This window comes from Paenibacillus polymyxa M1 (genome assembly GCF_000237325.1).
Taxonomy (GTDB): domain Bacteria; phylum Bacillota; class Bacilli; order Paenibacillales; family Paenibacillaceae; genus Paenibacillus; species Paenibacillus polymyxa_C.
The window spans coordinates 3003239-3027555 of sequence record NC_017542.1 but is presented as its reverse complement, the minus strand read 5'-3'; the positions used below and the strand labels follow the sequence as shown (position 1 = coordinate 3027555).

At 42.6% G+C, this 24317-nt stretch carries 21 protein-coding genes and 1 pseudogene; 18 read left to right on the top strand and 4 right to left on the bottom strand.

Annotated features, from left to right (window positions below):
* Positions 1-298: 298 nt before the first annotated feature.
* The gene (locus PPM_RS13320; protein WP_013371415.1) at positions 299-1216 is read right to left on the bottom strand and encodes an AEC family transporter; all 918 of its coding nucleotides are present in this window, start codon (positions 1214-1216) and stop codon (positions 299-301) included.
* A gap of 240 nt (positions 1217-1456) precedes the next feature.
* Here PPM_RS13320 and PPM_RS13315 point away from each other — a divergent pair, with 240 nt between their 5' ends.
* Positions 1457-2368, top strand: coding sequence for a copper amine oxidase N-terminal domain-containing protein (locus PPM_RS13315; protein WP_013371414.1), 912 nt, complete (start codon positions 1457-1459; stop codon positions 2366-2368).
* Positions 2369-2523: 155 nt separating this feature from the next.
* A complete protein-coding gene (locus PPM_RS13310) occupies positions 2524-3312 on the top strand; it encodes an SDR family oxidoreductase (protein ID WP_013371413.1) in 789 nt (262 codons plus the stop codon).
* A 90-nt stretch (positions 3313-3402) separates the two neighbouring features.
* Here the strand turns inward: PPM_RS13310 and PPM_RS13305 are convergent, their stop codons facing one another.
* Positions 3403-4131: a DsbA family oxidoreductase gene (locus PPM_RS13305; RefSeq protein ID WP_013371412.1), complete on the bottom strand. Its 729-nt coding sequence runs from the start codon at positions 4129-4131 to the stop codon at positions 3403-3405.
* 213 nt (positions 4132-4344) lie between these two features.
* On the opposite strand from PPM_RS13305, the gene PPM_RS13300 reads away from it, so the two are divergent.
* The 11 genes and pseudogenes from PPM_RS13300 (at position 4345) to PPM_RS13250 (ending at position 16449) form a co-directional block, all read left to right on the top strand.
* Complete coding sequence (locus PPM_RS13300; protein ID WP_013371411.1) at positions 4345-5373, top strand: LacI family DNA-binding transcriptional regulator; 1029 nt, start codon at positions 4345-4347, stop codon at positions 5371-5373.
* Positions 5366-6244, top strand: coding sequence for a ribokinase (rbsK, locus tag PPM_RS13295; RefSeq protein ID WP_013371410.1), 879 nt, complete (start codon positions 5366-5368; stop codon positions 6242-6244). The genes PPM_RS13300 and rbsK overlap by 8 nt, the downstream gene beginning before the upstream one ends.
* The gene (gene rbsD, locus PPM_RS13290) at positions 6244-6678 is read left to right on the top strand and encodes a D-ribose pyranase (protein WP_013371409.1); all 435 of its coding nucleotides are present in this window, start codon (positions 6244-6246) and stop codon (positions 6676-6678) included. The genes rbsK and rbsD overlap by 1 nt, the downstream gene beginning before the upstream one ends.
* A 30-nt stretch (positions 6679-6708) precedes the next feature.
* Positions 6709-8190 (top strand): sugar ABC transporter ATP-binding protein, encoded by a 1482-nt coding sequence (locus PPM_RS13285; protein ID WP_013371408.1) that lies wholly within the window; start codon positions 6709-6711, stop codon positions 8188-8190.
* Between the two features lies 1 nt (position 8191).
* On the top strand, positions 8192-9160 hold the full coding sequence (locus PPM_RS13280; protein WP_013371407.1) for an ABC transporter permease subunit: 969 nt from the start codon (positions 8192-8194) through the stop codon (positions 9158-9160).
* Between the two features lie 34 nt (positions 9161-9194).
* Positions 9195-10115 (top strand): ribose ABC transporter substrate-binding protein RbsB, encoded by a 921-nt coding sequence (rbsB, locus tag PPM_RS13275; protein WP_013371406.1) that lies wholly within the window; start codon positions 9195-9197, stop codon positions 10113-10115.
* Between the two features lie 219 nt (positions 10116-10334).
* Positions 10335-11342 (top strand): ABC transporter substrate-binding protein, encoded by a 1008-nt coding sequence (locus tag PPM_RS13270; protein ID WP_013371405.1) that lies wholly within the window; start codon positions 10335-10337, stop codon positions 11340-11342.
* Positions 11343-11374: 32 nt separating this feature from the next.
* On the top strand, positions 11375-13090 hold the full coding sequence (locus PPM_RS13265; RefSeq protein WP_013371404.1) for an ABC transporter ATP-binding protein: 1716 nt from the start codon (positions 11375-11377) through the stop codon (positions 13088-13090).
* Positions 13091-13127: 37 nt separating this feature from the next.
* Positions 13128-14053: pseudogene (locus tag PPM_RS30640) on the top strand (ABC transporter substrate-binding protein).
* Positions 14054-14336: 283 nt separating this feature from the next.
* The gene (locus PPM_RS13255; RefSeq protein ID WP_013371403.1) at positions 14337-15401 is read left to right on the top strand and encodes a FecCD family ABC transporter permease; all 1065 of its coding nucleotides are present in this window, start codon (positions 14337-14339) and stop codon (positions 15399-15401) included.
* A 1-nt stretch (position 15402) separates the two neighbouring features.
* The gene (locus PPM_RS13250) at positions 15403-16449 is read left to right on the top strand and encodes a FecCD family ABC transporter permease (RefSeq protein ID WP_013371402.1); all 1047 of its coding nucleotides are present in this window, start codon (positions 15403-15405) and stop codon (positions 16447-16449) included.
* Between the two features lie 77 nt (positions 16450-16526).
* On the opposite strand, the gene PPM_RS29635 is transcribed toward PPM_RS13250, so the two are convergent.
* A complete protein-coding gene (locus PPM_RS29635) occupies positions 16527-16694 on the bottom strand; it encodes a hypothetical protein (RefSeq protein ID WP_007432475.1) in 168 nt (55 codons plus the stop codon).
* A gap of 435 nt (positions 16695-17129) precedes the next feature.
* On the bottom strand, positions 17130-17885 hold the full coding sequence (gene aiiA, locus PPM_RS13245) for a quorum-quenching N-acyl homoserine lactonase AiiA (protein WP_013371400.1): 756 nt from the start codon (positions 17883-17885) through the stop codon (positions 17130-17132).
* A 466-nt stretch (positions 17886-18351) separates the two neighbouring features.
* Here aiiA and PPM_RS13240 point away from each other — a divergent pair, with 466 nt between their 5' ends.
* The 5 genes from PPM_RS13240 (at position 18352) to PPM_RS13220 (ending at position 24215) form a co-directional block, all read left to right on the top strand.
* Positions 18352-19308, top strand: a complete 957-nt coding sequence (locus tag PPM_RS13240; protein ID WP_013371399.1) for a tyrosine-type recombinase/integrase — start codon at positions 18352-18354, stop codon at positions 19306-19308.
* A 305-nt stretch (positions 19309-19613) separates the two neighbouring features.
* Positions 19614-20615: an ROK family protein gene (locus PPM_RS13235; protein WP_013371398.1), complete on the top strand. Its 1002-nt coding sequence runs from the start codon at positions 19614-19616 to the stop codon at positions 20613-20615.
* A gap of 33 nt (positions 20616-20648) precedes the next feature.
* A complete protein-coding gene (locus PPM_RS13230) occupies positions 20649-21869 on the top strand; it encodes an MFS transporter (protein WP_013371397.1) in 1221 nt (406 codons plus the stop codon).
* A 565-nt stretch (positions 21870-22434) separates the two neighbouring features.
* Positions 22435-23241, top strand: a complete 807-nt coding sequence (locus tag PPM_RS13225) for an HAD-IIB family hydrolase (RefSeq protein ID WP_013371395.1) — start codon at positions 22435-22437, stop codon at positions 23239-23241.
* A 68-nt stretch (positions 23242-23309) separates the two neighbouring features.
* A complete protein-coding gene (locus tag PPM_RS13220) occupies positions 23310-24215 on the top strand; it encodes an ROK family protein (protein ID WP_013371394.1) in 906 nt (301 codons plus the stop codon).
* The last annotated feature ends 102 nt before the right edge of the window (positions 24216-24317 follow it).

Sequence of the window (24317 nt, the reverse complement as noted above, 5' to 3'; positions counted from 1 at the left end):
GCTGGCTTTATTTTTTGAGGAATTAGTTCTCCTCATTCTTATCTAAAAATAAAAGAAGCTCAAGTTAAAAACAGCAATCAGCAGAGGTTTGAATTCAAACACATAACTATTTCACTATATGAAAAATTCATAATAGAAGAAGATTCCTTCTTGCATACCATCTCCGTCAAACAAACACACCACATTAAACAGAAAAAGGGCAAAACACGAACGTTTGTTCCTTTTTTTAATTGAAAAAGAAACGCTCCTGTCCTCAGACAAAAAGCGTCATAAATCAAGTTTATATTTATCATACACCTCAAGTAAGATGACGGGATATTGAAATTAACAGGGTCATCGTAATGACATTCACAATCGTAGAAAGTAATACTGTCTGTGCTGCAAAATCAGGTTCATTTTTATATTCTTCCGCCAAAATACTTGTATTAACGCCGGTAGGCATACCTGACGCAATGAGCAATGCTTGAGCGGGAATCCCCTTAAGACCTAGGAAGAACACGAGCATAAAACCAACTATTGGACCTGCAATCAGGCGTAATACCATACTGATATACACGGCTGTCCGGCGCAAATGAAAAGGGTACTGCACAATTTGTGCTCCCAAAGTAAGTAGAGCCACTGCGACCATCGAATGGCTAATATAGTTTAGAGGCTCAGCCAGCAAATTAGGCAATGGACTGTGCAGTAGATTCAGGAGCAAGCCCAGCACAAGCGCGTAGGGCACAGGCATTTTCAAAAAATTAATTAAAATTTTTCGTGTATTGGCCTTACCATTTTGTACAACAAAAGTACCGTATGTAAATGTAACAAAGCTTTGAAAAGTCATAATCAGAGCTTGGACGGAAATAGCCAACGGATCACCTTTAAACACCAACTGATTAATTGGTAGACCATAATTTCCTGAATTATCAAGCATTACACTATTTGTAAAAGCTCCACGCATGCCGGGGCTGTATTTCAGAGATCTGGCAACGGTAGTGCTGATTACGTACAAAATAGCTATGTACAAGGCATAAAAAAGTGAGACTTCACCCATGAGGATTAAAGAAATTTCAGAGTTATAAAGACCGGTAAACACAACTGCAGGGGTGATATAGTAAAAATTAATTTTAGCTAAGGTATACAAATCCAGTCGGAAATAATATTGCATGATACAGCCAAAACCGATAAGGACAAAAATAGGTAAAACAACGTCTAAAAGAATGGTGCCGAACATGTCTGTCTCCTCTTCTTTCTATTATGCGAATGGAAAGGTTAATCTTTAAAATGCATTTGCATTTTCCATTATACTGTGGAAACAGATTCGCGCATAATAAAATTTATTATATTGGATTAGCCATCAGCCCCTAAAAATGCAACACTAGAAAAAAAGAGCTTCATATTTAGCTTATAGTAGCCGTTAATATATGTAGGTTACATTTAAACCTGGTCTTTTACTATAAGGAGGAATCGCATCATGAGAAACACATGGACAGCATTATTAGCGTGTATACTGGTCTTGGGACTGGCAGCGGGAACCGCCGAAGCCAAGCAGGGGCGCGGAAATGGTCAGGAGAACAAACAGGAAGCAAAGGCGTCTGATAAAGACCGGAATGAAAAGAGCAGCAAAAAAGATAAACACGACGAAATCAAAAAGAATACCCCTGTTGCAGTAACGGATGATACATACGGGGAGTCCAAAGACCAAAAAGGTCGCAAGGGACACAACGGGTACAATGGTCTGCTTCAAGCGGTAGAAAATACAAAAGATAAGCCGGCAGGAGCGGTTATTGCGAATCTGTTGCTTACAAAATACCCGGAACGTTTGACCCCGGAGCAGGTAACTGAACTTGAATTGATCCGAAATTCTGACACAGCACTAACTAAGGCTGCAGAGCTACTAGCTGAAAACGGAAATGTAACAGATGCCGTTTACATGCAGGAAGAGGCAGTATTGGCTGATGTGTCCAATCTGGAAAGCTACAAAAAGCTGGATTTATTCTCGAGGAAGGCTGGACGGTCATCAGGTATGAAGCTGTTCGTGAATGGTGAAAAATACGATGCCGAACCGATTAACCGCAATGGCACCACACTTGTTCCGTTTAGAACAGCTTCCGAAGCTCTGAATGCCAAGGTTTCCTGGGATCCGAAAGAAAAGGCTGTTACTGTCACGCGTAACGGTGTGTCCGTCAAATTATTCGTGAATAGCGCCAAAGCCTACATTAACGGCCAGCCATATTCTATCGAGCAGCCAGCATCCATAGTGGATGGAACAACAATTGTACCTGTAAGGGTAATCGGAGAGGCTTTGGGAGCAAATGTTAAATGGGAGCCTGAGAGCCAGTCTGTTGTTGTATATGAGCAGGCAACAACATCTGAAGCATTATAACGTGCTGTCAACAAAAATGGTGTATACAGAAAGGGCGCCTGGCTGAATGTCAGGTCCCTTTTTGTTTTGCTATTTTGTACCGAGCTATTCGCATTATGTTCTGGTCATGTGTACAATTAAATAGAGAAGTCTCAGAAAAGGGAGTGTCATCATAAATGGATTTAGGAGTAACGGGAAAAGCAGCCTTTGTTGCAGGTTCCAGTAAAGGACTTGGCAAAGCAAGTGCACGCGAATTGGCACGTGAAGGTGCAAATGTAGTTATTTCGGGACGAAATGAAGCAGAGCTTCAGCGGACGCAAGCCGAATTACGGGAAACAGCGAGTGGTCGCGTTGAATATGTAGTTTGTGATGTAACCAAACCTGAACATATCTCCCAGGCCATCCGCCGTACAGTTGATTGGTTTGGCACCGTCGATATTTTGGTTAACAATGCGGGTGGCCCTCCTGCGGGCACCTTTGATGATTTTACAGATGAAGTATGGATGCAGGCCTTTGAGCAAAATTTACTTAGTCATATCCGGTTGATCCGTGAGGTGTTACCCTATATGAAAAAACAACAAAGCGGTAGAATTTTAAATATCGCCTCCTCATCAGTTAAACAACCGATTCCGGGCCTGATTATTTCCAACACACTACGTACTGGGGTCGCTGGATTAGCGAAAACATTGTCAATGGAATTAGCCCCTTACAATATTCTGGTACATACTGTAGCACCAGGGAGAATTGCAACCGATCGCGTACGCAGCTTGGACGAGCATCGAGCCGAAAAATCCCACCAAACGACGGATCAAGTTCGCAAACAAGCAGAAGAGGGCATTCCGTTGGGACGGTACGGAGAGCCAGAAGAGTTCGGTAAAGTCGTTGCTTTTCTGGCATCATCGGCTTCATCCTATTTGACTGGCAGCACCATTCTTGTGGACGGCGGAATGATTAAATCATTATAAAAAAATAAAGAAGCGTGCCGCATCAGGTGTAATTGGTGCTGGCACGCTTTTTCATAAGTTATTTAGAGAGAGGTTTAATTTATTGACTGATCAGCTCTCACGGCTTGGAAGCTCGCAACCGTCATCGGTACATACACCAGCTGCATCCTGTTTGGACGAGCTGCCGCTAATCATAGTAAAAGGTGAACGTTCATCCCATGCTTTTTGAAGCGCATCGTGAAATACCTCTTCCGGCTGAGCACCAGAAACAGCAAATTTTCGATCAAATACAAAGAATGGCACACCCTGAACGCCTAACTTAGCGCCTTCAGCTTCATCAGCTCTAACTTCGTTGGTAAAGCGGTCACTGGCTAAAATAGCAGCGGCTTCGTTATGATCCAAACCCACCTCGGCTGCCAACGCTGCCAGCACTTCATGTTCCCCGGTATGCTTGCCTTCCATGAAGACAGCCTGAAATAAACGCTCGCTCAATTCCAACATTTTGCCTTGTGTGTGAGCCCAATGCGTTAGGCGGTGAGCATCGAGAGAGTTTGTCGGCACCATGGCATGAATATTGTAGTCCAGACCCGCAGAACGAGCATTTTCGGTCATGCGATCATTCATGGCATGAGCCTCTTGCAGACTGACACCATATTTTGCTGATAGTTCTTCATTAATCGTTTTACCACTATCTTTCACAGCATTAGGGTTCAATTCAAAACTCTTAAATGTCAATTGAACCTCATCATGGTGTGGGAACTGCTGTAAAACTTGCTCCAAACGGCGTTTGCCGATATAACAGAACGGACACATATAATCAGACCAAACTTCGATATTCATCAGGAAATGCCTCCATGTATACATATTTTATTGAGCAACTGGGAGTGAATCTGCCTACTTTAGTGTAAGTAAAAAAGGTGAAACTTCATCAGTTACAAAAAGAATTATACGGCTAATGCTTTCGACGTGCAAATAATTAATGCTTGTCAAAAAATAAATGCTATGATATTTTATATGTGTAACCGGTTACACAATTGGAGTTGAACCTACATTATGACAACAATAAAGCAGGTAGCAAGTTTTGCAGGTGTTTCCGTAGCGACCGTATCCAGAGTTATTAATGAAACCGGATATGTCCACGAGGATACACGGCGGAAGGTTGAAGCTGCAGTGAAGCAGCTAAATTACAAGCCTAATGAAGTTGCACGTTCTCTGTATAAAAAGAAATCCAGATTAATCGGCCTGCTGCTGCCGGATATTACGAACCCTTACTTTCCCTTGTTGGCTCGTGGGGTGGAGGATCGAATGCAGGAAAATGATTTTCGGATTATTTTTGGTAATAGTGATGAAGATCGCCAAAAAGAATTAGATTACATGGATACTTTTGTTCAGAATAATGTTGTTGGGGTTATTTCATCTACCAATGACCCTGCTGCCGACTGTTACGCCAAACTGAAAATACCAGTCGTTTTTCTCGACCGGACTTCCAGTGATAGTCTCTCCGTTTATGCGGATGGAGCTCATGGCGGCCGCTTGGCTGCTCAGGCCATGGTTGCCCGTGGCAGCAGACAAATTACAGTTATGCAGGGGCCTGCTCATATTCGTCCAGCACAAGATCGTTTTCGCGGGGCGGTGGAAGAGCTTCAGCATTCCGGTATTGCTTACCATGTCGTCGAGACAACGTCTTTTTCGTTCAAGGAGGCTGAATCGTGGGCCAAAGAGCTGTTCAGCAAGTATCCGGATACGGACGGAGTGATTGCTAGTAACGATATTGTAGCTACAGCGGTGATGCATGAGGCACATAGATTAGGAAAGAAAATCCCGGAAGATGTTCAAATAATCGGGTTTGATGATATACCATTAAGCAGCTTGTTATTTCCGCCATTATCAACGATCCGACAGCCTGCTTATGAAATGGGCTGGGAGGCGGCAGGTCTGCTCATTCAGTTGATCGAGCAGGCGCAAGCAACGAAATCAAGTGTACCTAATCTTCATTCGAAAGTACTTACCTATTCAAGCATACAATTACCCGTCAAATTTATCGAACGGGAAACGACGAGAAAGGTGGATCATCATGGCTAAAATTTCGGTTATCGGAAGCAGTTCGATGGACCTCGTAGTGACTTCATCCAAGCGTCCCGGTGCTGGTGAAACCGTATTAGGAGAAAGCTTTACAACCGTGCCTGGAGGTAAAGGAGCCAATCAGGCAGTAGCCGCAGCACGACTCGGCGCGGACGTTAAGATGATTGGACGTGTAGGGGATGACCATTTTGGACAACAGATTTTACGCAATTTTGAAGAAAATCATGTTCATATTGATTATGTGAAACCGGTTACACATATGGAAAGTGGTACAGCGCACATTGTACTGGCCGAGGGTGATAACAGTATCGTCGTGGTAAAAGCAGCAAATAATGAAGTTACACCCGCTTACGTGGAAGAAGCGCTTGATGTCATTCGAAATTCGGATATTGTGTTAATTCAACAGGAAATACCGCCAGAGACGATTGTCTATGTAAGCGAAATTTGTGCGAAGTATCAGGTACCATTATTGCTGAATCCAGCCCCAGCTCGTGAGGTGGAAGAAAGCGTAATTGCCAATGCAACCTACATTACGCCAAACGAGCATGAAGCTGCCATCATGTTTAAGGACATGAGTCTTCAAGAAGCGTTGCGCAAATATCCGAATAAGCTGTTTGTAACTGAAGGCAGCAATGGTGTACGGTTTTTCGACGGAGAACAGGAAGTTGTGGTTCCTACTTACAAGGTAGAAGCCGTTGATACAACAGGTGCAGGAGATACTTTCAACGCTGCATTTGCGGTGGCACTGGCTGAAGGAAAATCGCTAGCAGACAGTGTGAAATTTGCTAATCGGGCTGCGTCATTGTCCGTTACCAAATTTGGAGCGCAAGGCGGAATGCCAACCCGTTGTGAAGTGGAGGAGCAATTATAATGAAGAAACATGGAATTCTGAACAGTCATATATCTAAAATACTAGCGGATCTTGGCCACACGGACTTTATTGTCGTGGCTGATGCCGGCTTACCAGTTCCTGAAGGCGTTACCAAAATTGATTTGGCGTTGAAACTGGGGGTTCCCTCCTTTCAGGATGTTGTTGATGTCATTGCGGCAGACATGGTGATTGAAAAAGTAACATTAGCCGAAGAAATCAAACAAGAAAATGAACAAGCATTGCAGTATATTATGCGCACCTTTGCAGGGGAGCAACTAGAGCATTCACAGATTATTGAGCCGACTACCGTCATTGAGTTTTGCTCACATGAACAATTTAAGGCATTAACCCGACAAGCCAAAGCTGTCATTCGTACAGGAGAAGCTACGCCGTTTGCCAATTGTATTTTACAGGCAGGAGTTCATTTTGGATAAATCAGTGTGAAATGAAAAGGGGGGGACAGCATGCAGATTCAAATGAAAGGAATTCACAAAGCCTTTGGAACCAATCAGGTCCTAAGTGGTGTTGACTTTGATCTCCGTGAAGGAGAAGTACATGCCCTCATGGGTGAAAATGGTGCAGGCAAATCAACGCTGATGAATATTTTAATCGGACTGCATCGACGCGATGAGGGAACGATCATCATTGACGGTCAGGAAACCTATTTTGCCAACCCCAAGGAAGCGGAGCAAAAAGGGATTGCTTTTATTCACCAGGAACTGAATGTGTGGCCGGAGATGACGGTACTGGAAAATCTGTTTATCGGCAAGGAGATGACTTCCAAGTGGGGATTACTAGATAGCTCTAAAATGAAAGCGCTAGCAAATGAGCGATTTAGCAAGCTTTCAGTAAATCTTCCTTTGAACGGTGAAGCAGGCGAGTGTTCAGTGGGTCAACAACAAATGATTGAAATAGCCAAAGCACTCATGACGGATGCTAAAGTGATCGTAATGGATGAGCCGACAGCAGCCTTAACCGAACGGGAAATACAAAAGCTGTTTGAGGTTATTACTTCCTTGAAAAAAGATGGTGTTTCAATCGTGTATATTTCCCATCGGATGGAGGAGATATTCGCAATCTGTGATCGGATTACCATTATGCGTGATGGGAAAACCGTAGATACTCAAGCAATCCCTGATACGAATTTTGACGAGGTTGTACGGAAAATGGTTGGCAGAGAGCTGACTGAACGCTACCCGGTAAGAACGCCTGCTTTGGGAGAAGTGGTGCTAGAGGTCAAAAACGCATCGCATAAAGGTCTATTTGAAAATGTGAATTTTACTGTGCGCTCTGGGGAAATCGTAGGTTTTTCGGGCTTGATGGGTTCGGGACGGACCGAGATCATGCGGTCGTTATTTGGACTGGATGCTTTGGATAGTGGTGAGATACACGTACGTGGGAAAAAGGTGTCTATTCGCAAGCCAGATGATGCAGTGAAACTAGGGATTGGCTTCATTACAGAAGACCGAAAAGATGAGGGCTTAGTGCTGGATTTTTCCATTCGGGAAAACATGGTGCTGACGAATCTGTTCAGTTTTACATCAAAAGGATTTATTTCAGGCAAAAAAGAGATGGATTTTGTTAATACATTAATTAAGCGCTTACAAATTAAAACCCAATCAGCCGAAGCAACGGTTGGCAGTTTGTCAGGCGGCAATCAGCAAAAGGTGGTCATTGCCAAATGGGTGGGTATTGGTCCCAATGTGCTCATTCTTGATGAACCGACAAGAGGCGTGGATGTGGGAGCCAAACGGGAAATCTACCAGTTGATGAACGAGCTGACCGAACGTGGAGTCGCAATTATCATGGTATCCTCAGAACTTCCCGAGGTACTTGGCATGAGTGATCGTATTGTCGTGGTTCACGAGGGAAAGATCAGCGGAGAGCTGAACAGGGAAGAAGCCACACAAGAAAATATTATGACGCTAGCTACAGGAGGACAGTAATATGACAACTAAGAATGAAGCAAAAGGTAGCAAAGGCATTCAAATATCACAAATCACACAGAAGCTTGGCCCATTGTTGGGACTCATTATTTTGGTGATCATTGTATCGGCCTTAAATCCCAGCTTTTTGGAACCGCTTAATATTTTGAATTTGTTGCGCCAGGTATCTATTAATGCATTGATTGCGTTCGGTATGACCTTCGTTATTCTCACAGGTGGAATTGACTTGTCCGTCGGTTCCATATTAGCACTCTCCAGTGCGTTTGTAGCAAATATGATGCTGGTCGGCTTTGATCCGATTTTGGCAATTATTATTGGTTGTGCATTGGGTGGCGTGATGGGGATGGTCAACGGCTTGATGATTACGAAAGGTAAAATGGCTCCGTTTATCGCGACACTCGCAACCATGACTATTTTTAGAGGATTAACCTTAGTTTATACCAACGGTAACCCTATTACGGGGCTCGGAGACAGTCTGGTATTTCAATTATTCGGTCGTGGCTATCAGTTTGGTATTCCGGTTCCAGCGATTACGATGCTCATTACCTTTGCTGTCCTGTGGATCATTTTGCATAAAACACCATTCGGACGCAAAACGTATGCCATCGGCGGTAACGAGAAGGCTTCGATTGTATCTGGTATTAAAGTACCACGTGTAAAAATTTGGATTTATTCTCTTGCTGGAATGCTTTCCGCATTGGCGGGAGCTATCTTGACTTCACGTTTGAACTCGGCGCAGCCGACAGCGGGTACTTCTTATGAATTGGATGCCATTGCGGCTGTCGTATTAGGTGGAACAAGCCTTTCGGGAGGACGCGGACGAATCGTAGGTACATTAATTGGTGTACTTATCATCGGTACTCTAAACAACGGCTTGAATTTGCTGGGGGTTAACTCTTTTTACCAAATGGTTGTAAAAGGGATCGTTATTGCTATTGCTGTATTGATTGACCGTAAAAAATCCGCATAATACACCTAATCTGCATAGAAGGAGACACACAAATATGAAAAAGCTTACATTAATCATGACTGCCTTACTGCTCCTGCTCATGACAGGGTGTTCCCTGGAGCCGCCCGAATGGGCGAAGCCTAAAGCGACTGCAGACCTGAAGGATATTAAAATCGGCTTGTCGATCTCAACATTGAATAATCCATTCTTTGTTTCTCTTAAAGACGGAGTTGTTGCAGAGGCCAAAAAACAAGGATTGCAGGTTATTGTGGTCGATGCACAAAATGATTCTGCAAAACAAAGTAATGACGTGGATGATCTGATCCAGCAGGGAGTGAACGCATTACTCATTAACCCGACAGATTCGTCAGCTATCTCAACTGTCGTGCAGTCAGCGAATGCTTTGAACATCCCGGTTATTACACTGGACCGATCTGCTGACAAAGGAGATGTAAAAGCACTTGTCGCTTCGGACAATGTCGAGGGAGGACGGATGGCTGCCAGATACGTGATTGATCAAGTCGGAAAAGGTGCCAAGGTCATTGAGCTGGAAGGCGTCCCAGGCGCATCGGCTACCCGCGAACGTGGGAAAGGCTTCCATGAAGTAGCAGATAAGGATCTGAAAGTCATAGCCAAACAATCGGCCGATTTTGATCGGACCAAAGGTTTGAATGTGATGGAAAATCTGCTGCAAGGCAACCCGGATGTTCAGGCTGTATTTGCCCACAATGATGAAATGGCGTTGGGAGCCATTGAAGCCATTCAAAGCTCTGGTAAGAATATTCCAGTCATTGGCTTTGATGGTAACGAGGATGCGCTCAAATCAATTAAGGAAGGGAAGCTGACCGCCACCGTGGCTCAGCAACCCGAGCTGATTGGTCAATTGGCGGTACAGGCAGCCAAGGATGTACTTCAAGGTAAAACCGTGAAAACATCCATTCCCGCTAAGCTGGAGTTAGTGGATCAATCGAAATAAAACGGGCGTTTGAACCCAACATATTAAGCTTTTCGGGCTGATGCTGTAATGCGCATCAGTCCTTTTTTTGGCTATTCTACCCAGACGATTTATACACATAAATGGAAGTTTTTAATTTTTGTATTGTAAGAAAGGATGGTAAAAGATAGAATAACAATTGTATGATAATGAGAATCACTATCATTTTATAAAGACATATATCTAGGGAGGACGTATATTGTGCAACAAAAGTACAGCTTAAAATGGGGAATCATGCTTGGTCTTGGCGTTTTTTTGATGGTTGTATTGGCTGCATGCGGAAACGCAGCTAGTAACAACCAGACCAATGAAAAGAGCGGAACGGATGCTCTTAACGGGCAATCCCAATCGGTTGCTATGCGTGAATATGTTGATGCCACTGGCAAAAAGGTCAGTATCCCTGCAAATCCACAGCGAGTCGTCACGACACAATATTTGGATGCAATGCTGGCTTTAGGTGTTAAGCCAGTAGGGGTTGCTTCTCATGTGTTAGAAGGCGACTATTTGAAAGGAAAGATTGACGGGATTGCTGATATCGGAAACCCGACGAATGTGGAAAAGGTACTGGAGCTACAACCTGACCTGATCATAGCAACAGAAGATACCCCGCCAGAAGTAAAAGAGCAGCTGGAGAAAATTGCTCCAACTGTAGCCGTTTCGTTTGGAGATGGGGATGTATTTAAGCAACTTCGAGATGTCGCAGCCGTGCTGGGTAAGGACAAGGAAGCCGAGCAATGGATCGCTAGTTTCGACAAAAAGGCTGAAGAAGGTCGAAAGAAGCTGGCTGGAAAATTCAAAAAGGATGAAACGATTACCATTTATATGACCTACGGTAAGGACGTGCTAAGAGTGTACGGGGCGCGAAATGTAGGACATGTCATCTACCGTTCACTGGAATTGAATCCTCCAGAGTACATACGTCAGAAGCTCGCAAAGGACCCGAGATTTAATTATGTTTATGATGTTATTTCAATGGAAAAGCTACCTGAACTGTCAGGAGACCGAATTATTATGCTGGTTTATGATGAAGCGAGCAAGGACGGAATGCTTAAGCAAATTGAGCAAAGTGCACTGTGGAAAAATCTCCCGGCTGTCAAAAACCACAAAATGTATTTCATCAAGGCCGATCCTTGGTTTACCTACTCACCACTGGCTATCGATCAATCACTGGATGAGGCTATTAAGATGCTTTCCGTCGATCCTACATAACCAGTTCATTTGAATAGGAAGGGAGAAGTCATATGCTTAAACGATTTTTTGAGTATTACCGTCCTTATCGGACGTTATTTATCATTGATTTTACTTGCGCTATACTAGCTGCACTGCTGGAGTTGGCTTTTCCGCTTGCTGTTAATCGGGTGGTTGATGATTTGCTACCCAGCGGAAACTGGAAATGGATTTTATTTGCCTGTCTGGCTCTACTTGCGATTTATGTTGTAAGTGCCGGATTGAATTACGTCGTTACGTATTGGGGACACAAGCTGGGAATTAACATTGAATCGGACATGCGCAAAAAGCTGTTTGATCGCGTACAAAAGCAATCCTTTCGCTTTTTTGATAATAACAAAACAGGCCATCTGGTCTCCCGTATGACCAACGATCTGATGGATATCGGAGAAATTGCCCACCATGGACCTGAGGATTTGTTCATCGCGCTGATGACTCTGGGCGGGGCTTTCGGTATTATGCTCAGTATTAACTGGAAGCTGGCTGTGCTGACATTTATTATCGTTCCACTAATGATTTACCTGTCATTGTATTTTAGTCGCAAAATGAATGCTGCTTTCCATCGTATGTTTTCTGATATTGCAGATTACAACGCCCGGATTGAAAATAACGTTAGCGGTATTCGCGTTGTTCAAGCGTTCTCCAACGAAGCCCATGAAATGGAGCGTTTTGCTGAAAATAATGGACGGTTTCGTAAAACAAAGCTGATTGCTTATCGCATTATGGCGTGGAATTCTTCAATTAGCTTTATTCTGATGAAACTGGTCTCATTGTTTGTGCTTGTATGCGGAACATGGTTTGTTATTGAGGGACAGATGTCATATGGGGAATTTATCGCATTTGTAATGCTGTCCAATGTATTCCTCGCACCCATCAAACAAATTAATTCTGTCATTGAAACGTATCCCAAAGGAATTGCCGGTTTCCGACGTTACCTGGACTTGTTGGAAAGTGAATCCGACGTAGAGGATCTGCCAGGCGCGAAGACCGTTAAGCATCTCAAGGGAGATATTCAATTTGAAGGTGTAACGTTTGGCTATGAAAATAAAGACAAGGTCTTGCATAGAGTGGACCTATCCATACATGCGGGAGAAACCGTAGCTCTTGTAGGCCCTTCAGGTGCAGGCAAAACGACACTTTGCAGCTTGCTGCCTCGCTTCTATGATGTCGAGGAAGGCAGTATTACGATTGATGGTATGGATATCCGCGAAATGAAGCTGGATTCGCTGCGATCCATGATTGGTATCGTACAGCAGGATGTATTCCTCTTTGATGGATCGATTCGTGAGAATATCGCTTACGGCAAACTTGATGCTTCAGAAAATGAAATTTGGGATGCTGCTCGTCGAGCTCAGATTGAAGAACTTGTTCGATCCTACCCAGAGGGTCTGGATACGATGATCGGTGAGCGAGGCGTAAAGCTGTCCGGTGGTCAAAAGCAACGTTTATCAATTGCCCGGATGTTTCTGAAAAATCCGCCAATTCTTATTTTGGATGAAGCTACATCAGCATTGGATACAGAGACAGAAGCTGCAATTCAGCAGGCCTTGACAGAGCTATCACAGGGTCGCACGACACTCGTGATTGCACATCGTCTGGCAACGATCAAAAATGCTGATCGTATTATTGTAGTTGCAGATCAAGGGATTGCCGAGCAAGGAAAACATGAAGAATTAATGGCCGTAAAAGGTGCATATAGCCGCCTGCACCAAGCTCAATATGGAACGTAAGAGTCAACTGCAACATCGTAAATAGAGAGAGGAATGAATGATTTTGACAAAGAAAATGTGGATGGTGACGATGCTTTTTTTGTCAGTCATTGTTTTTCTTAGCGCCTGTGGTGGAAGGGGAAATCAGCCAGACGAAAAGCAGAATCAAGCTTCTGGTGAATCAAAGTCAGCTGCAACGAAAACAGTCAAGACAATTCATGGAGATATTAAGATTCCGGTTCACCCTCAGCGGATTGTAGTAGATATGTACCAGAATGATTTATTAGCACTAGGAATTAAACCTGTGGGAAGTGTTAAGTATTATCTGGATAATCCGTTTTCGAAGGATCTTGTACAAGGCATTGAAAGCATTGGAGACCGTGGCAGTGTATCTATTGAAAAAGTATTGGCTTTACAGCCGGATATGATTCTGATTGGTTCTAAAGATACTTCTGAATATGAAAAATATAATAAAATTGCTCCGTCTATAGTCATTCCTTATGGAACGTACAAGAATGTACATGAAGAACTGACAGCTTTTGGTGAGCTACTGGGAAAAGAGCAGGAAGCAAAACGTGGCTTGCCCAATATGATCAGCGATTGCAAGCTGCACGTGACAAATTAAAACGAATTGTTCAAGCCGGGGATACTTTCACGGTAATGGAAGCCACGGAAAAAGAATACTATGTATACGGTGATAATTTCGGCAGAGGCGGACAGGCGGTTTATAGAGGATTGAATTTGACACCTCCACCACAAGTCCAAAAAGAACTATTAGGCGAGACGCAATGGAAGTCAATTTCCAAGGAAGTTATTAATCAATATGCTGGCTCTTATATTTTCCTGACGGTTAATAAGGATTTGAGCGGTTATGAAGGAGACAGCATATGGAAATCACTGAGTGCGGTCCGGAATGGGAAGGTTTTTGAGCTTCAGGAGGATCGATACTGGTACTTCGATCCTCGCTATTGCGGGGCAAGCTGAAGAATTGGCAGATATGATCGTCCAGCGGAATAAAGAGAACGTCTCACAGAAGTAGTTGTTTCGGTAATGTTGGCAGCCCTTTGGTATTTTTGCCAGAGGGCTTTATTTTTCACAAACAGCTGAACATAAGAAAATCGTCGAAATTTTGCTATTGAAGCTGTTGCCGCATTAATTTACAATAGTAAAGATTGCATGATAATAATTCTCATTATCAAATATTATCTTCACTACAGGTTTTCGTGATAGCCTACATACTATTTAACAGTAAGGGTGAACCATAGTTATGAAATTATCAGAATCTTCGGATAGCTCTGCTCAAAGCAATCGTAATCAGCCGCCGACTCAATTTCACTCGCGGCCATGGGCGGCTTCGCTTATCCTGACAGCCGGATTAGCACTGTTAGCATTCGGTATCGCTCTGTCTTTATCATTTGGTGCAGCCTCAATCAAACTGGAGGAGGTCTGGAACGCCGTCTTTCATTTTAATCCTGAGCTGCAAAACCATCAAATTATATGGGAAATCCGTCTACCTCGGATTCTGGGTGGTGTGTTAATCGGAGTTTGTTTCGCCGTAGCAGGGGCCATTATGCAGGGGATGACCCGCAATCCGCTTGCGGACTCTGGCTTGCTTGGGCTGAATTCGGGCGCCAGCTTGACGATGGCGATTTGCTTTGCTCTTTTTCCGGGTACTTCCTTTTTGCAGTTAATGTTGTATTCTTTTGTGGGTGCAGCCTTGGCGGTTATGTTGGTCTATGGTACAAGCGCTATATCCAAATCAGGTATTACGCCAGTTCGCCTTGTATTGGCGGGTGCAGCTGTCACGGCATTGCTGTCTGCCTTAGGAGATACGATCAGTTTATACTTTAATGTTGGACAGGATTTGGCCTTTTGGTATGCTGGAGGACTTAGTGGGACCAAGTGGGTTCAGCTAGGCATTGTCGTTCCATGGGTTGTGGCAGCTTTTATCGGTGCCCTCATGTTATCACGCTCCATTACGTTACTTAGTCTAGGAGACGAAATTGCGTTGAGCCTTGGTCAGCGAACTGGGATGGTAAAGGTCGCCGGTATGATTCTCGTATTAATCCTGGCGGGTGTTGCGGTATCGTTGGTTGGTTCTATAGGGTTCGTAGGGTTGATTATTCCCCATATCACGCGCAAACTGGTTGGGGTCGATTATCGCTGGATTATTCCTTGTTCGGCTATTATGGGAGCTTTACTGATCGTGTTTGCCGATCTGGCGGCCCGTATGATTAATGCACCTGAGGAAACACCAGTGGGTGTACTTATTGCCTTAATTGGTGTTCCATTCTTCCTTTACCTAGCACGTAAAGAAAGGAGGGCACTGTAAGATGAGTAACGTTACGAATGGGGCTATTGCCAAAGCAAGTCACCGTAAAAAAATCCATGATTGGATGGTTGTTATCATTTTGCTTGTATTGCTCATTGCTGCATTCACTGTGAGCGCGAACACGGGAACGATCCGACTTTCGCCAATGGAGCTTTTTAGAACCTTGTTCGGACAAGGGACTCCACAGCAGGAATTAATTCTCTTTGAATTTCGGTTACCGCGAATGATTATTGCCATTCTGATCGGTGCAGGTTTGGCTGTTTCCGGTTGTATTATGCAGGGGGTATCACGCAACAGTCTAGCAGACCCTGGTATTCTGGGGATTAATGCAGGCGCCGGGCTGATGGTGATGTTGTTTGTACTACTTTTCCCATCTATGCAAACTATGAATTCATTATTTTTACTACCCGCTCTTGCACTAATTGGATCGGGAGCGACTGCTATTCTGATCTATGCTCTTTCTTACAAAAAAGGCGAAGGCATTTCTCCGACAAGGCTATTGCTGAGCGGAATTGGGGTAGCGGCGGGCATCAGTGCTGCCATGATCATTATGACTCTTAAGTTGACACCTGAAAGCTACACGTTTGTAGCTAATTGGTTAGCAGGAAGCATATGGGGTTCAAACTGGAAATTCGTAATGGCTCTGCTGCCTTGGATAATTGTATTGCTTCCCTTCGCATACTATAAAGCAAACGTAATGAATGTGCTTAATTTGGGGGATCAGACGGCATCCGGGTTAGGTACACCTATCGAAAAGGAACGCATTCTTCTCCTCGCGGCTGCAGTTGGACTAGCCAGTTCAAGTGTGTCGGTTAGTGGCGGGATCGGTTTTGTCGGTTTGGTAGCTCCACATTTGGCAAGAAAGCTAGTGGGTCCGAAGCATAAAATGCTGCTGGTAACCTGTGCTTTAGTCGGAGCACTCCTGGTACTTGTAGCGGATACGATCACACGAGCCTTACCTTTACAGAAAGAAATTCCGACAGGATTAATTGTTGCCATCATAGGTGCGCCATACTTCTTATATCTTTTGAGTCGCTCAAAAGGATAACATAAAAAATAACCTTCAACACCACTAAAGAAGTGGAGCTGAAGGTTATTTTTTGTTTGATGTAGCAGCCTTTCATCTCAACGGGAAGTATTCAAGGCATGAGAGGTTTGATGCAGCTCTCTGATCATTTTATGCAACGTGTAATTTTCCTGCCGTGTCACGCCGTGTTGATTTTCCTGAACCAGCAACTGATGGATGTTTCGTTTTAAAATCTCACTTCGACGTTCCAGCATTTCGGTACTCATAAGTAAATGAACACTCCCTTTGTCATGAATAAATCTACATTTTAGAAATAAGCATAGACTGAATATAAGGTTGCCTTTCGACTTCTTTAAGTATATCGTGCTGGATGATCAAGGGAAAACAGAATGAGATAGCAAAATACTTATCCTCATCATCCATACCGCGTCGACAGCTGCTCACCCCCTGAGTTCTTAGATATACTTCCTTATGCTGGCGATAACAGGAGATTAGGGACATTAGCTTCATGTTTATGCAATCACTTATCAGTTTGCTGGAAGCTATGGAGAGGAGCAACGAGAACAGCAAAGGTTATTCAATGCAATCTTTGTTTATTCCATATCAGCGATCTCAGGTGACCAAATTTTGCAGCCCTAAATGTCGAAGTCGTTACAACTACCTAATGAAAAGAAAAAAATAAGAGGCTATAACATTTATCATTATTTGTACTGTGGATATACCGGCTGAACGGCTACCTGCTCAGGATTATGACCGAAGAACAATAGGTTCGGCTTAACCTCCTGCACAATCTGCTGAACGCGGGCGATTGACTGGCGTGCCTGTTCACGGTCAAAGCCGTCAAACGGCACGTCGTTTGCGTAATTCTCCTGCGTGTAGGCAACATCAATCGTCAGCATGACCGGACCCGATTCCTTTGTTGTGACCAGCGCGGACTGATGACCCGGCGAATGACCCGGAGTATAGAGCAGTTGCAAGCCCGGAACCAGCTCATGGTCCCCTTGGAGCAGTCGGTAATTCAAGTTCGTCTGCACGCATTCCGGCGGCGCATACTCCAGATTACCGATCGCAGCGTCTGCTTCGGTCTGCTGCACATAAATCGGTGTCTTCGGAAAATGCGGATTGCCTCCGGCATGATCCATATGCATATGAGAGATTACGATGGCATGGATATCGTCTGGTTGATAGCCAATCCGATCCAGTACAGCTACGATACTATCATCGGCTGACATATGGGGAATGAAGCGCCCTTCAAACGGTGTATTTTTAAAATAATCTGGATTGTTGATAAACGAATCCGGCATACCGGTGTCAATGAGAATCGGACCGTGATCTGTCTCCAACAGATACGACCAGATTTGCAGGCGCACCAGTTCACCAGGCTGTGCATGATGGTTGAGTGAGGAGCGATCAATATCAAGCTGACCGACCGGTAACCAGTACAATTTGTTAATCATACATTCATCCTCCGCTCTTAGTTTACATAATAATTATTATGTAATAATAAACGGGATTACAGCTGGCAGAAAGTGATGCTTGTATTACATTGTAAGATGGGGTGATGGAGCCTCATGCTTTCGCTGTAATCCCGTACTTTCAAAAATTAATTTCTAATAGTTTAAATGATAGGGCATGTAGGCGTCCAGCAGGAATCTGCCGTCACAAAGGCCAGTACGTGCTGATGTATAATCGGATGAGCAAAAAAGGGTAAGTACATAGGCTGGACAAGAGGGACACGCTTTATTTATACTTAAAAAGTGCTCAAAAAAACTGCGTATAATATAAATTATACGCAGTTTAGATTTAAAACGACTTTTATATGCTCTCCTGCATAAGATGTCGATTGGATTGTCGATAAAAATCAGACGAAGATGATCGTTTTACAGCATATTTTGGAATTTGAACTGAATGGAGGCAAGCGGGATGAAAAAAGATTTGCGACATATGGAGCTAGATACGACAGAAGAAATTGATGAAGTGTATACTGAAGAGCTGGAAGCTTTTTTGATTTGGATGAAGGATGCGGGGTATACGATACATACGCAAAAAAATTACACAGGGGATGTAAAACAGTTTTTACGTACATTGCGTGATAAACCACTTGACCAGGTGAAAAAGATTCATGTGATGTCGTATTTGTCTAAAGCGCGGGAAGGAGGCGCCGGAGATAGTACGCGGAACCGGAAGCATGCAGCGGTGAACAGTTTTTTTAGAGCATTACAAGAATTTGAGTTATGCAGCACGAATCCGGCTGCGGGAATCAAAAAAGCAAAGACTGAAAAGAATCGTATGCCTGTCTATCTGGATGAGAAGGATATTCAGCCGTTTTTGCTTGCGGTGGAAGGTAAGTATGCAAATCGTAATATGGCTATCTTTCTACTTATGGTTTACATGGGATTACGGGTGGGGGAGATTCATTCTTTGAATGTCTCAGATTACAGCCGAGAAAGACGCACCTTAGATGTGTTCGGTAAAGGACGTAAGTGGCGCACCCTGCCAGTGCCAGCGGCTGTATGTGATTTTGTAGAGCATGCATTGGAGGAAAGATTGACGCCGTGGAGAGGTAAGGAAGACGCGATGTTCATATCCCAAAAAGGTCGCCGTCTGGCCGTGCGCTCTATCCAACAGATTGCTACAGAAACGTTCGAACGATTCCAGCAAGATAAGGGCTTAGAGCGTCGGGAGGCTTATTCCAGCCATAAGCTAAGACATACATTTGCCACGATGCTATTGCGCAAGGGAGCAGATCTGCGTACAGTACAGGAGCTGCTGGGGCATTCATCCATCCAGACCACCACTGTATATACACATGTCACTGATCGGGAAAAGGAAAAAGCGATGGATAAGCTGGATATTCAGATACCCATAACGGGATTGTAATTATATTCCACGATTATATTATATAGTTTATCTAGAGTTAGTTTACATAATTATTATTACGTAAACCGGATAGAAAATAATTGAACCTGACTTGTAAATTAAATCCATGATACTATGTTCTTAATATTATGAACTTGTAATCTTTATCATAAGCTTTGTCTTGATTTTTACAGCTTTGTTTATTTAATGCCCAGCATACTCTGGTCTTGACAAAGGTAATATTTTGCTACAAAATTAGTGGGACTACTTCGTAAAGCATCTTTATAAAGTGATCCCACTAATTTTGTAAAAGAAGGAGCACCGATATGGAAAAAGCTAATACAAATTTAATTAAAGAAATAAATTTGAATCTGGTTCGCAAAGTATTAAAGCAGATCAGCAAGGCCACAAAGCCCCAACTGGCCGCATTGACTGATTTAAGTGTGGTGACTATCAATACGCTTATGCAGGAATTGCTTAATAATGGAGAGATTTTTGAAGATGAGATTGTGCCTTCCAACGGTGGTAGACATGCCTTAACCTATCGTTTTAATTATGAGTATAGTCTGGCACTGATTATACATATTAATGAAAAACAAGGAACGGATGTAGTATCAACCACGGTCGTTAATTTAAACGAGGACGCTCTCATGAAAGAAGAACACCCCTTTCAAATTTTTGATGATGCACAATTTTATTCCACGATTCAAGGCATCATTTCACTTTATCCTTCTATTAAGGTTATTGGTATTGGAATCCCGGGACAATCGGTTGATGGAGAGATTACAGTCAGCAGTCATGAAAGGTTGAATGGAATCCGGTTAGCAGAGGATGTGCAGAGCAAATTTGGTTTGCCCGTTATGGTGGAGAATGATGTAAATGCCGCTGTGTGTGGATACGTTTACAGAGAACAGTTAGATGAAGATCAATGTGTGCTAGCTATCTATTTTCCTGAAAATTCTCCACCAGGGATGGGGATTTATTTACGCAATGGAGTTTTAAAGGGCAAACATGGATTGGCTGGTGAAATCAAATTCCTCCCGTCTATAGTGTGGGATGAAAGCAAGGGAAGAGAAGTTTTTTTCAATAGTATATGTGAAATAATTCAAACATTACAATCTATATTTGATCCTGATCAAATTGTAGTCTATAGAGAGAATATAGAAGAAGACTCTTTCTTTCGTTTTTTGGAAACCTACAAAGCTAAGCATGAGATGCCTTTGTATCCTGACATTGTTCTCTCCGATTTATTTTATGAGGATTTTAAAACAGGGTTGAGAGAGTTAACCCTAAAAGAATTAGAACGTCCTATTATTGTTTTTAGATAATGACATCTATCGTTTGAGCAGAGGAGGAGAAACATGATGGCAACCTGGTTTCTGATTATTATTTATCTAGCGTTTATTAGCTTGGGAATCCCGGATTCCCTGTTTGGGGCAGCATGGCCTGTGATGTGGCCGGAACTCGGGGCTGATTTTGGGTCAGCCGGAATAGTATCCATGGTCGTTGCAGGCGGAACCATTGTATCAAGTCTAGCCAGTGGAACTATCATTGAAAAAATAGGTACAGGCAAGATTACTCTAATGAGCTGCTTTTTGACTGCAGGAGCTTTACTCGGGTTTTCTTTTGCACCTTCATTGTTCTGGCTCGTACTCTTAGCAATTCCTCTTGGCCTCGGCGGGGGAGCTGTAGATGCAGCACTCAATCAATATGTGGCTACTCATTATAAGGCACATCATATGAGCTGGCTGCATTGTTTTTGGGGTGTTGGAGCTACGATGGGACCAATCATTATGTCTTTCTACATTTCGAACTACAATTCATGGAGAAGTGGCTATACAGCCGTATCCATGATTCAGTGGGGACTTGTTATTATTTTGCTTATTACACTGCCATTATGGAAACGTGTAAACGCGATACAAGATTCGATTATTTCTGAAGCTCAATCAGACTACTCACAGATGGATCACAATATAGCACAAGTTGAGAACACACCCAAACAAAATCTAATTCGAATGAAAGGAGTTAAGAACACGCTCGTTGCTTTTTTGTTTTATTGTGGTGTAGAGGCAACGGTAGGTTTATGGGGAGCCAGCTTTTTGGTAGGGGCTAGAAACATCCCAGCTGAAACTGCTGCTGGTTGGGTATCTTTGTACTACGGTGGAATCACGGTAGGCAGGCTGATTACGGGGTTTGTAACTTTAAAAATAAATAATCGTATCCTAATCCGGATTGGCCAACTTACTGCTGTTGCAGGTGGACTCATTTTGCTATTTCCGTTGCCTGTTGCCTTTTTATTGCCCGGTTTTATCCTTATTGGATTAGGGCTTGCACCGATTTATCCTGGACTTCTTCATGAAACGCCAACACGGTTCGGTAAGGAAAACTCCGCCAAACTCATGGGTTATCAGATGGCAGTTGCTTATACAGGCACAACATTACTCCCGCCCATTGTTGGGCTGATAGCATCTCAGGTAAGTATTCATTTTTTTCCGGTTGCAGTCCTTGTTTTCCTTCTTTTTATGCTACTCAGTTCAGAACAAGTGAATCGTATACTGAGAAAGAGAATTTTGAAGGGTTAAGACAAATTACAACTTGACTTGAAACGCGTTTCATCAGCTAAAGTAAATGTATACCCTAAAAGAGAAAGGAGAGCACTCTATGATCTCACTTATTTTTTTATGTTTAGTTATATGGTGTGGTACTTACTGGTGCTTAGCATTATCAAGACAGCCTATGGATGTAAAACCTTACCGCTCCATCGATGATTTTTTTGAGTAGTTTTATAATCACTTAATAAAGGTGCTTTTTTTACTCTCTTTATTAACATCTTTAATTAAATCTTTTATGAAGTGGACTGGAACTGTATCGAGCTGTTTAAATGGATTAGATGTTGTATAAAAGTTGCAGATACGACAGAAGGGAGTGCGACAATGTGGGGATTGAAGGAGTCTTATGCGTTACCGTTTTATGCATTACGTATTTCATAATCAGTAGTTTGGCTCATTCTTCTTTTGTTCAAAAGCTTGCAGCACGTAAGTTTGAGAATTTTAATAGAGACTTTGATGTTGATCCCTGGAATGAACATAAAAAACCGTAAGTATGAACTGACAATAAGTGTATCAAACAACTAAGGGAGGCTTATTTATGTTTAAACTGGTAGTAAGTGATTTGGATGGTACTTTTCTGAACAATAGTGGCACGTTTGATATTGAATTATTCAATCAAGTGTATGAAGAAATGCAAGAAAATAATATCTCCTTTGTTGCTTGTACAGGTAAGCAATGTGAAAGAGTAGAAGAATTGTTTGGTGAACATGGAAAAGGGATCTGGATTTTAGGGGACAGCGCGACTCGCATTAAAAAGGATGGAGTCGTTGTAAAAGAGTTTACAATTGAACGTAATTTAGCATTACAAGCGATCAATCAAATTGAAGCTTTTGCTAAGGATTTTATTATCATAGCATGTACAACAGAAGGAGCTTATGTTCACTCTCATATTCAAGAAGAATATTACAAAATTGTGAAGGGCTCCTACAAGGAAGTGCTAAAGATTGATTCATTTGATCAAATAAACAGCAACTTTCTTAAAATAACGGTTTACGATCCATCCGGGAGAAGTTCCTTATTAAGAAAACATGTTGAAAAAACGCTGCTAGATCAAATTTATATTGTCGATTCTGAAGCAAATTGGCTGGATATTACAGCCCTTCATACTCATAAAGGGGAGACGGTAAGAAAACTTCAAGAGATATTGGGCGTTACTATGGATGAAACCATGTCTTTTGGAGATGGTGAAAATGATGTGGAGCTTATGAGTATTGCCAAATACAGTTTTGCTGTAAAAAATGCTTGTGAGAATACTAAAAATGCAGCAAGTTTTATTACCAAATCCAATGAAGAAAACGGTGTATTGTTAACGATAAAGAAAATGATGGATTTACAAAAGCACTAATATTAATTATCGTTTATGAAGATAGACCTCCAGATTCCACACTACCGAATGAAGGGACTATACGCAGCATGAAAAATAAAATACTGGTTTTTGATATTGGCGGCTCTTTTATTAAATTCAGTTTATATTCTCAAGGTGAATTTATGACAAAGGGCAAAGTTGCTACACCGTTAGATTCACTAGAGAATCTGCTTATAGCTTTGAAGCAAATTCACAGTCAGTTTATAGATGAATGTGAAGGTATAGCCGTCAGCATGCCAGGTATTGTGGACTCGATCACTGGTCATATGGTGCATGGGGGTTCATTAAGGTATATAAACGATATCAATATGATTGAAGTTTTTAAGAAAGCGTTCCATTTACCCGTAGCCATTGAAAATGATGGAAAGTGTGCTGCTCTTGGAGAAGTATGGCGCGGCTCACTACAGGGGATCGCTGATGGTGTTGTTTTGGTTGTTGGAACAGGGATGGGCGGTGGAATCATCTCTCAAGGTAAATTGCTGAAAGGCCATCATTTATCGGCTGGGGAATTCTCCTTCATCAGAACTAACAACGAGCATGCAGACAATGTGGATTATCTGCTTGGTATGCAGGGTAGTAGTTCTGTTTTAGCTAAAACGGTTGCCAAGGCTAAAGGACTTCCAGCAGATTCTATTACAGGTGAAAAAGTATTCAAGCTCATTGAAGAAGGTGATCACACGGTACAAAAGATTTTTCGAGAATACTGTAGGAACATCGCAACACAAATTATTAACCTACAAGCAATTCTTGACCCTGAAAAGTTTGTGATTGGGGGAGGCATATCTGCCAATCCTTTGCTGGTTGTTACTATTAAGGAAGAGCTAGAGAAGCTTTATTTGCATTCAATCTTAAATTTTGTGCGTGCAGATATTGAGCAAAGTAAATTAGGCAATGAAGCGAATTTGATAGGTGCTATATACAACTACATGCAATCACACCATCTTGAAGTATGAGATAAAATAAAAGCAAAAGAGCGTGTCTTTAAGCTTAAGACATGCTCTTTTGTATTCATCTAGTTTACATAATAAATATTATGTTTATTTGTTGCGTATAAC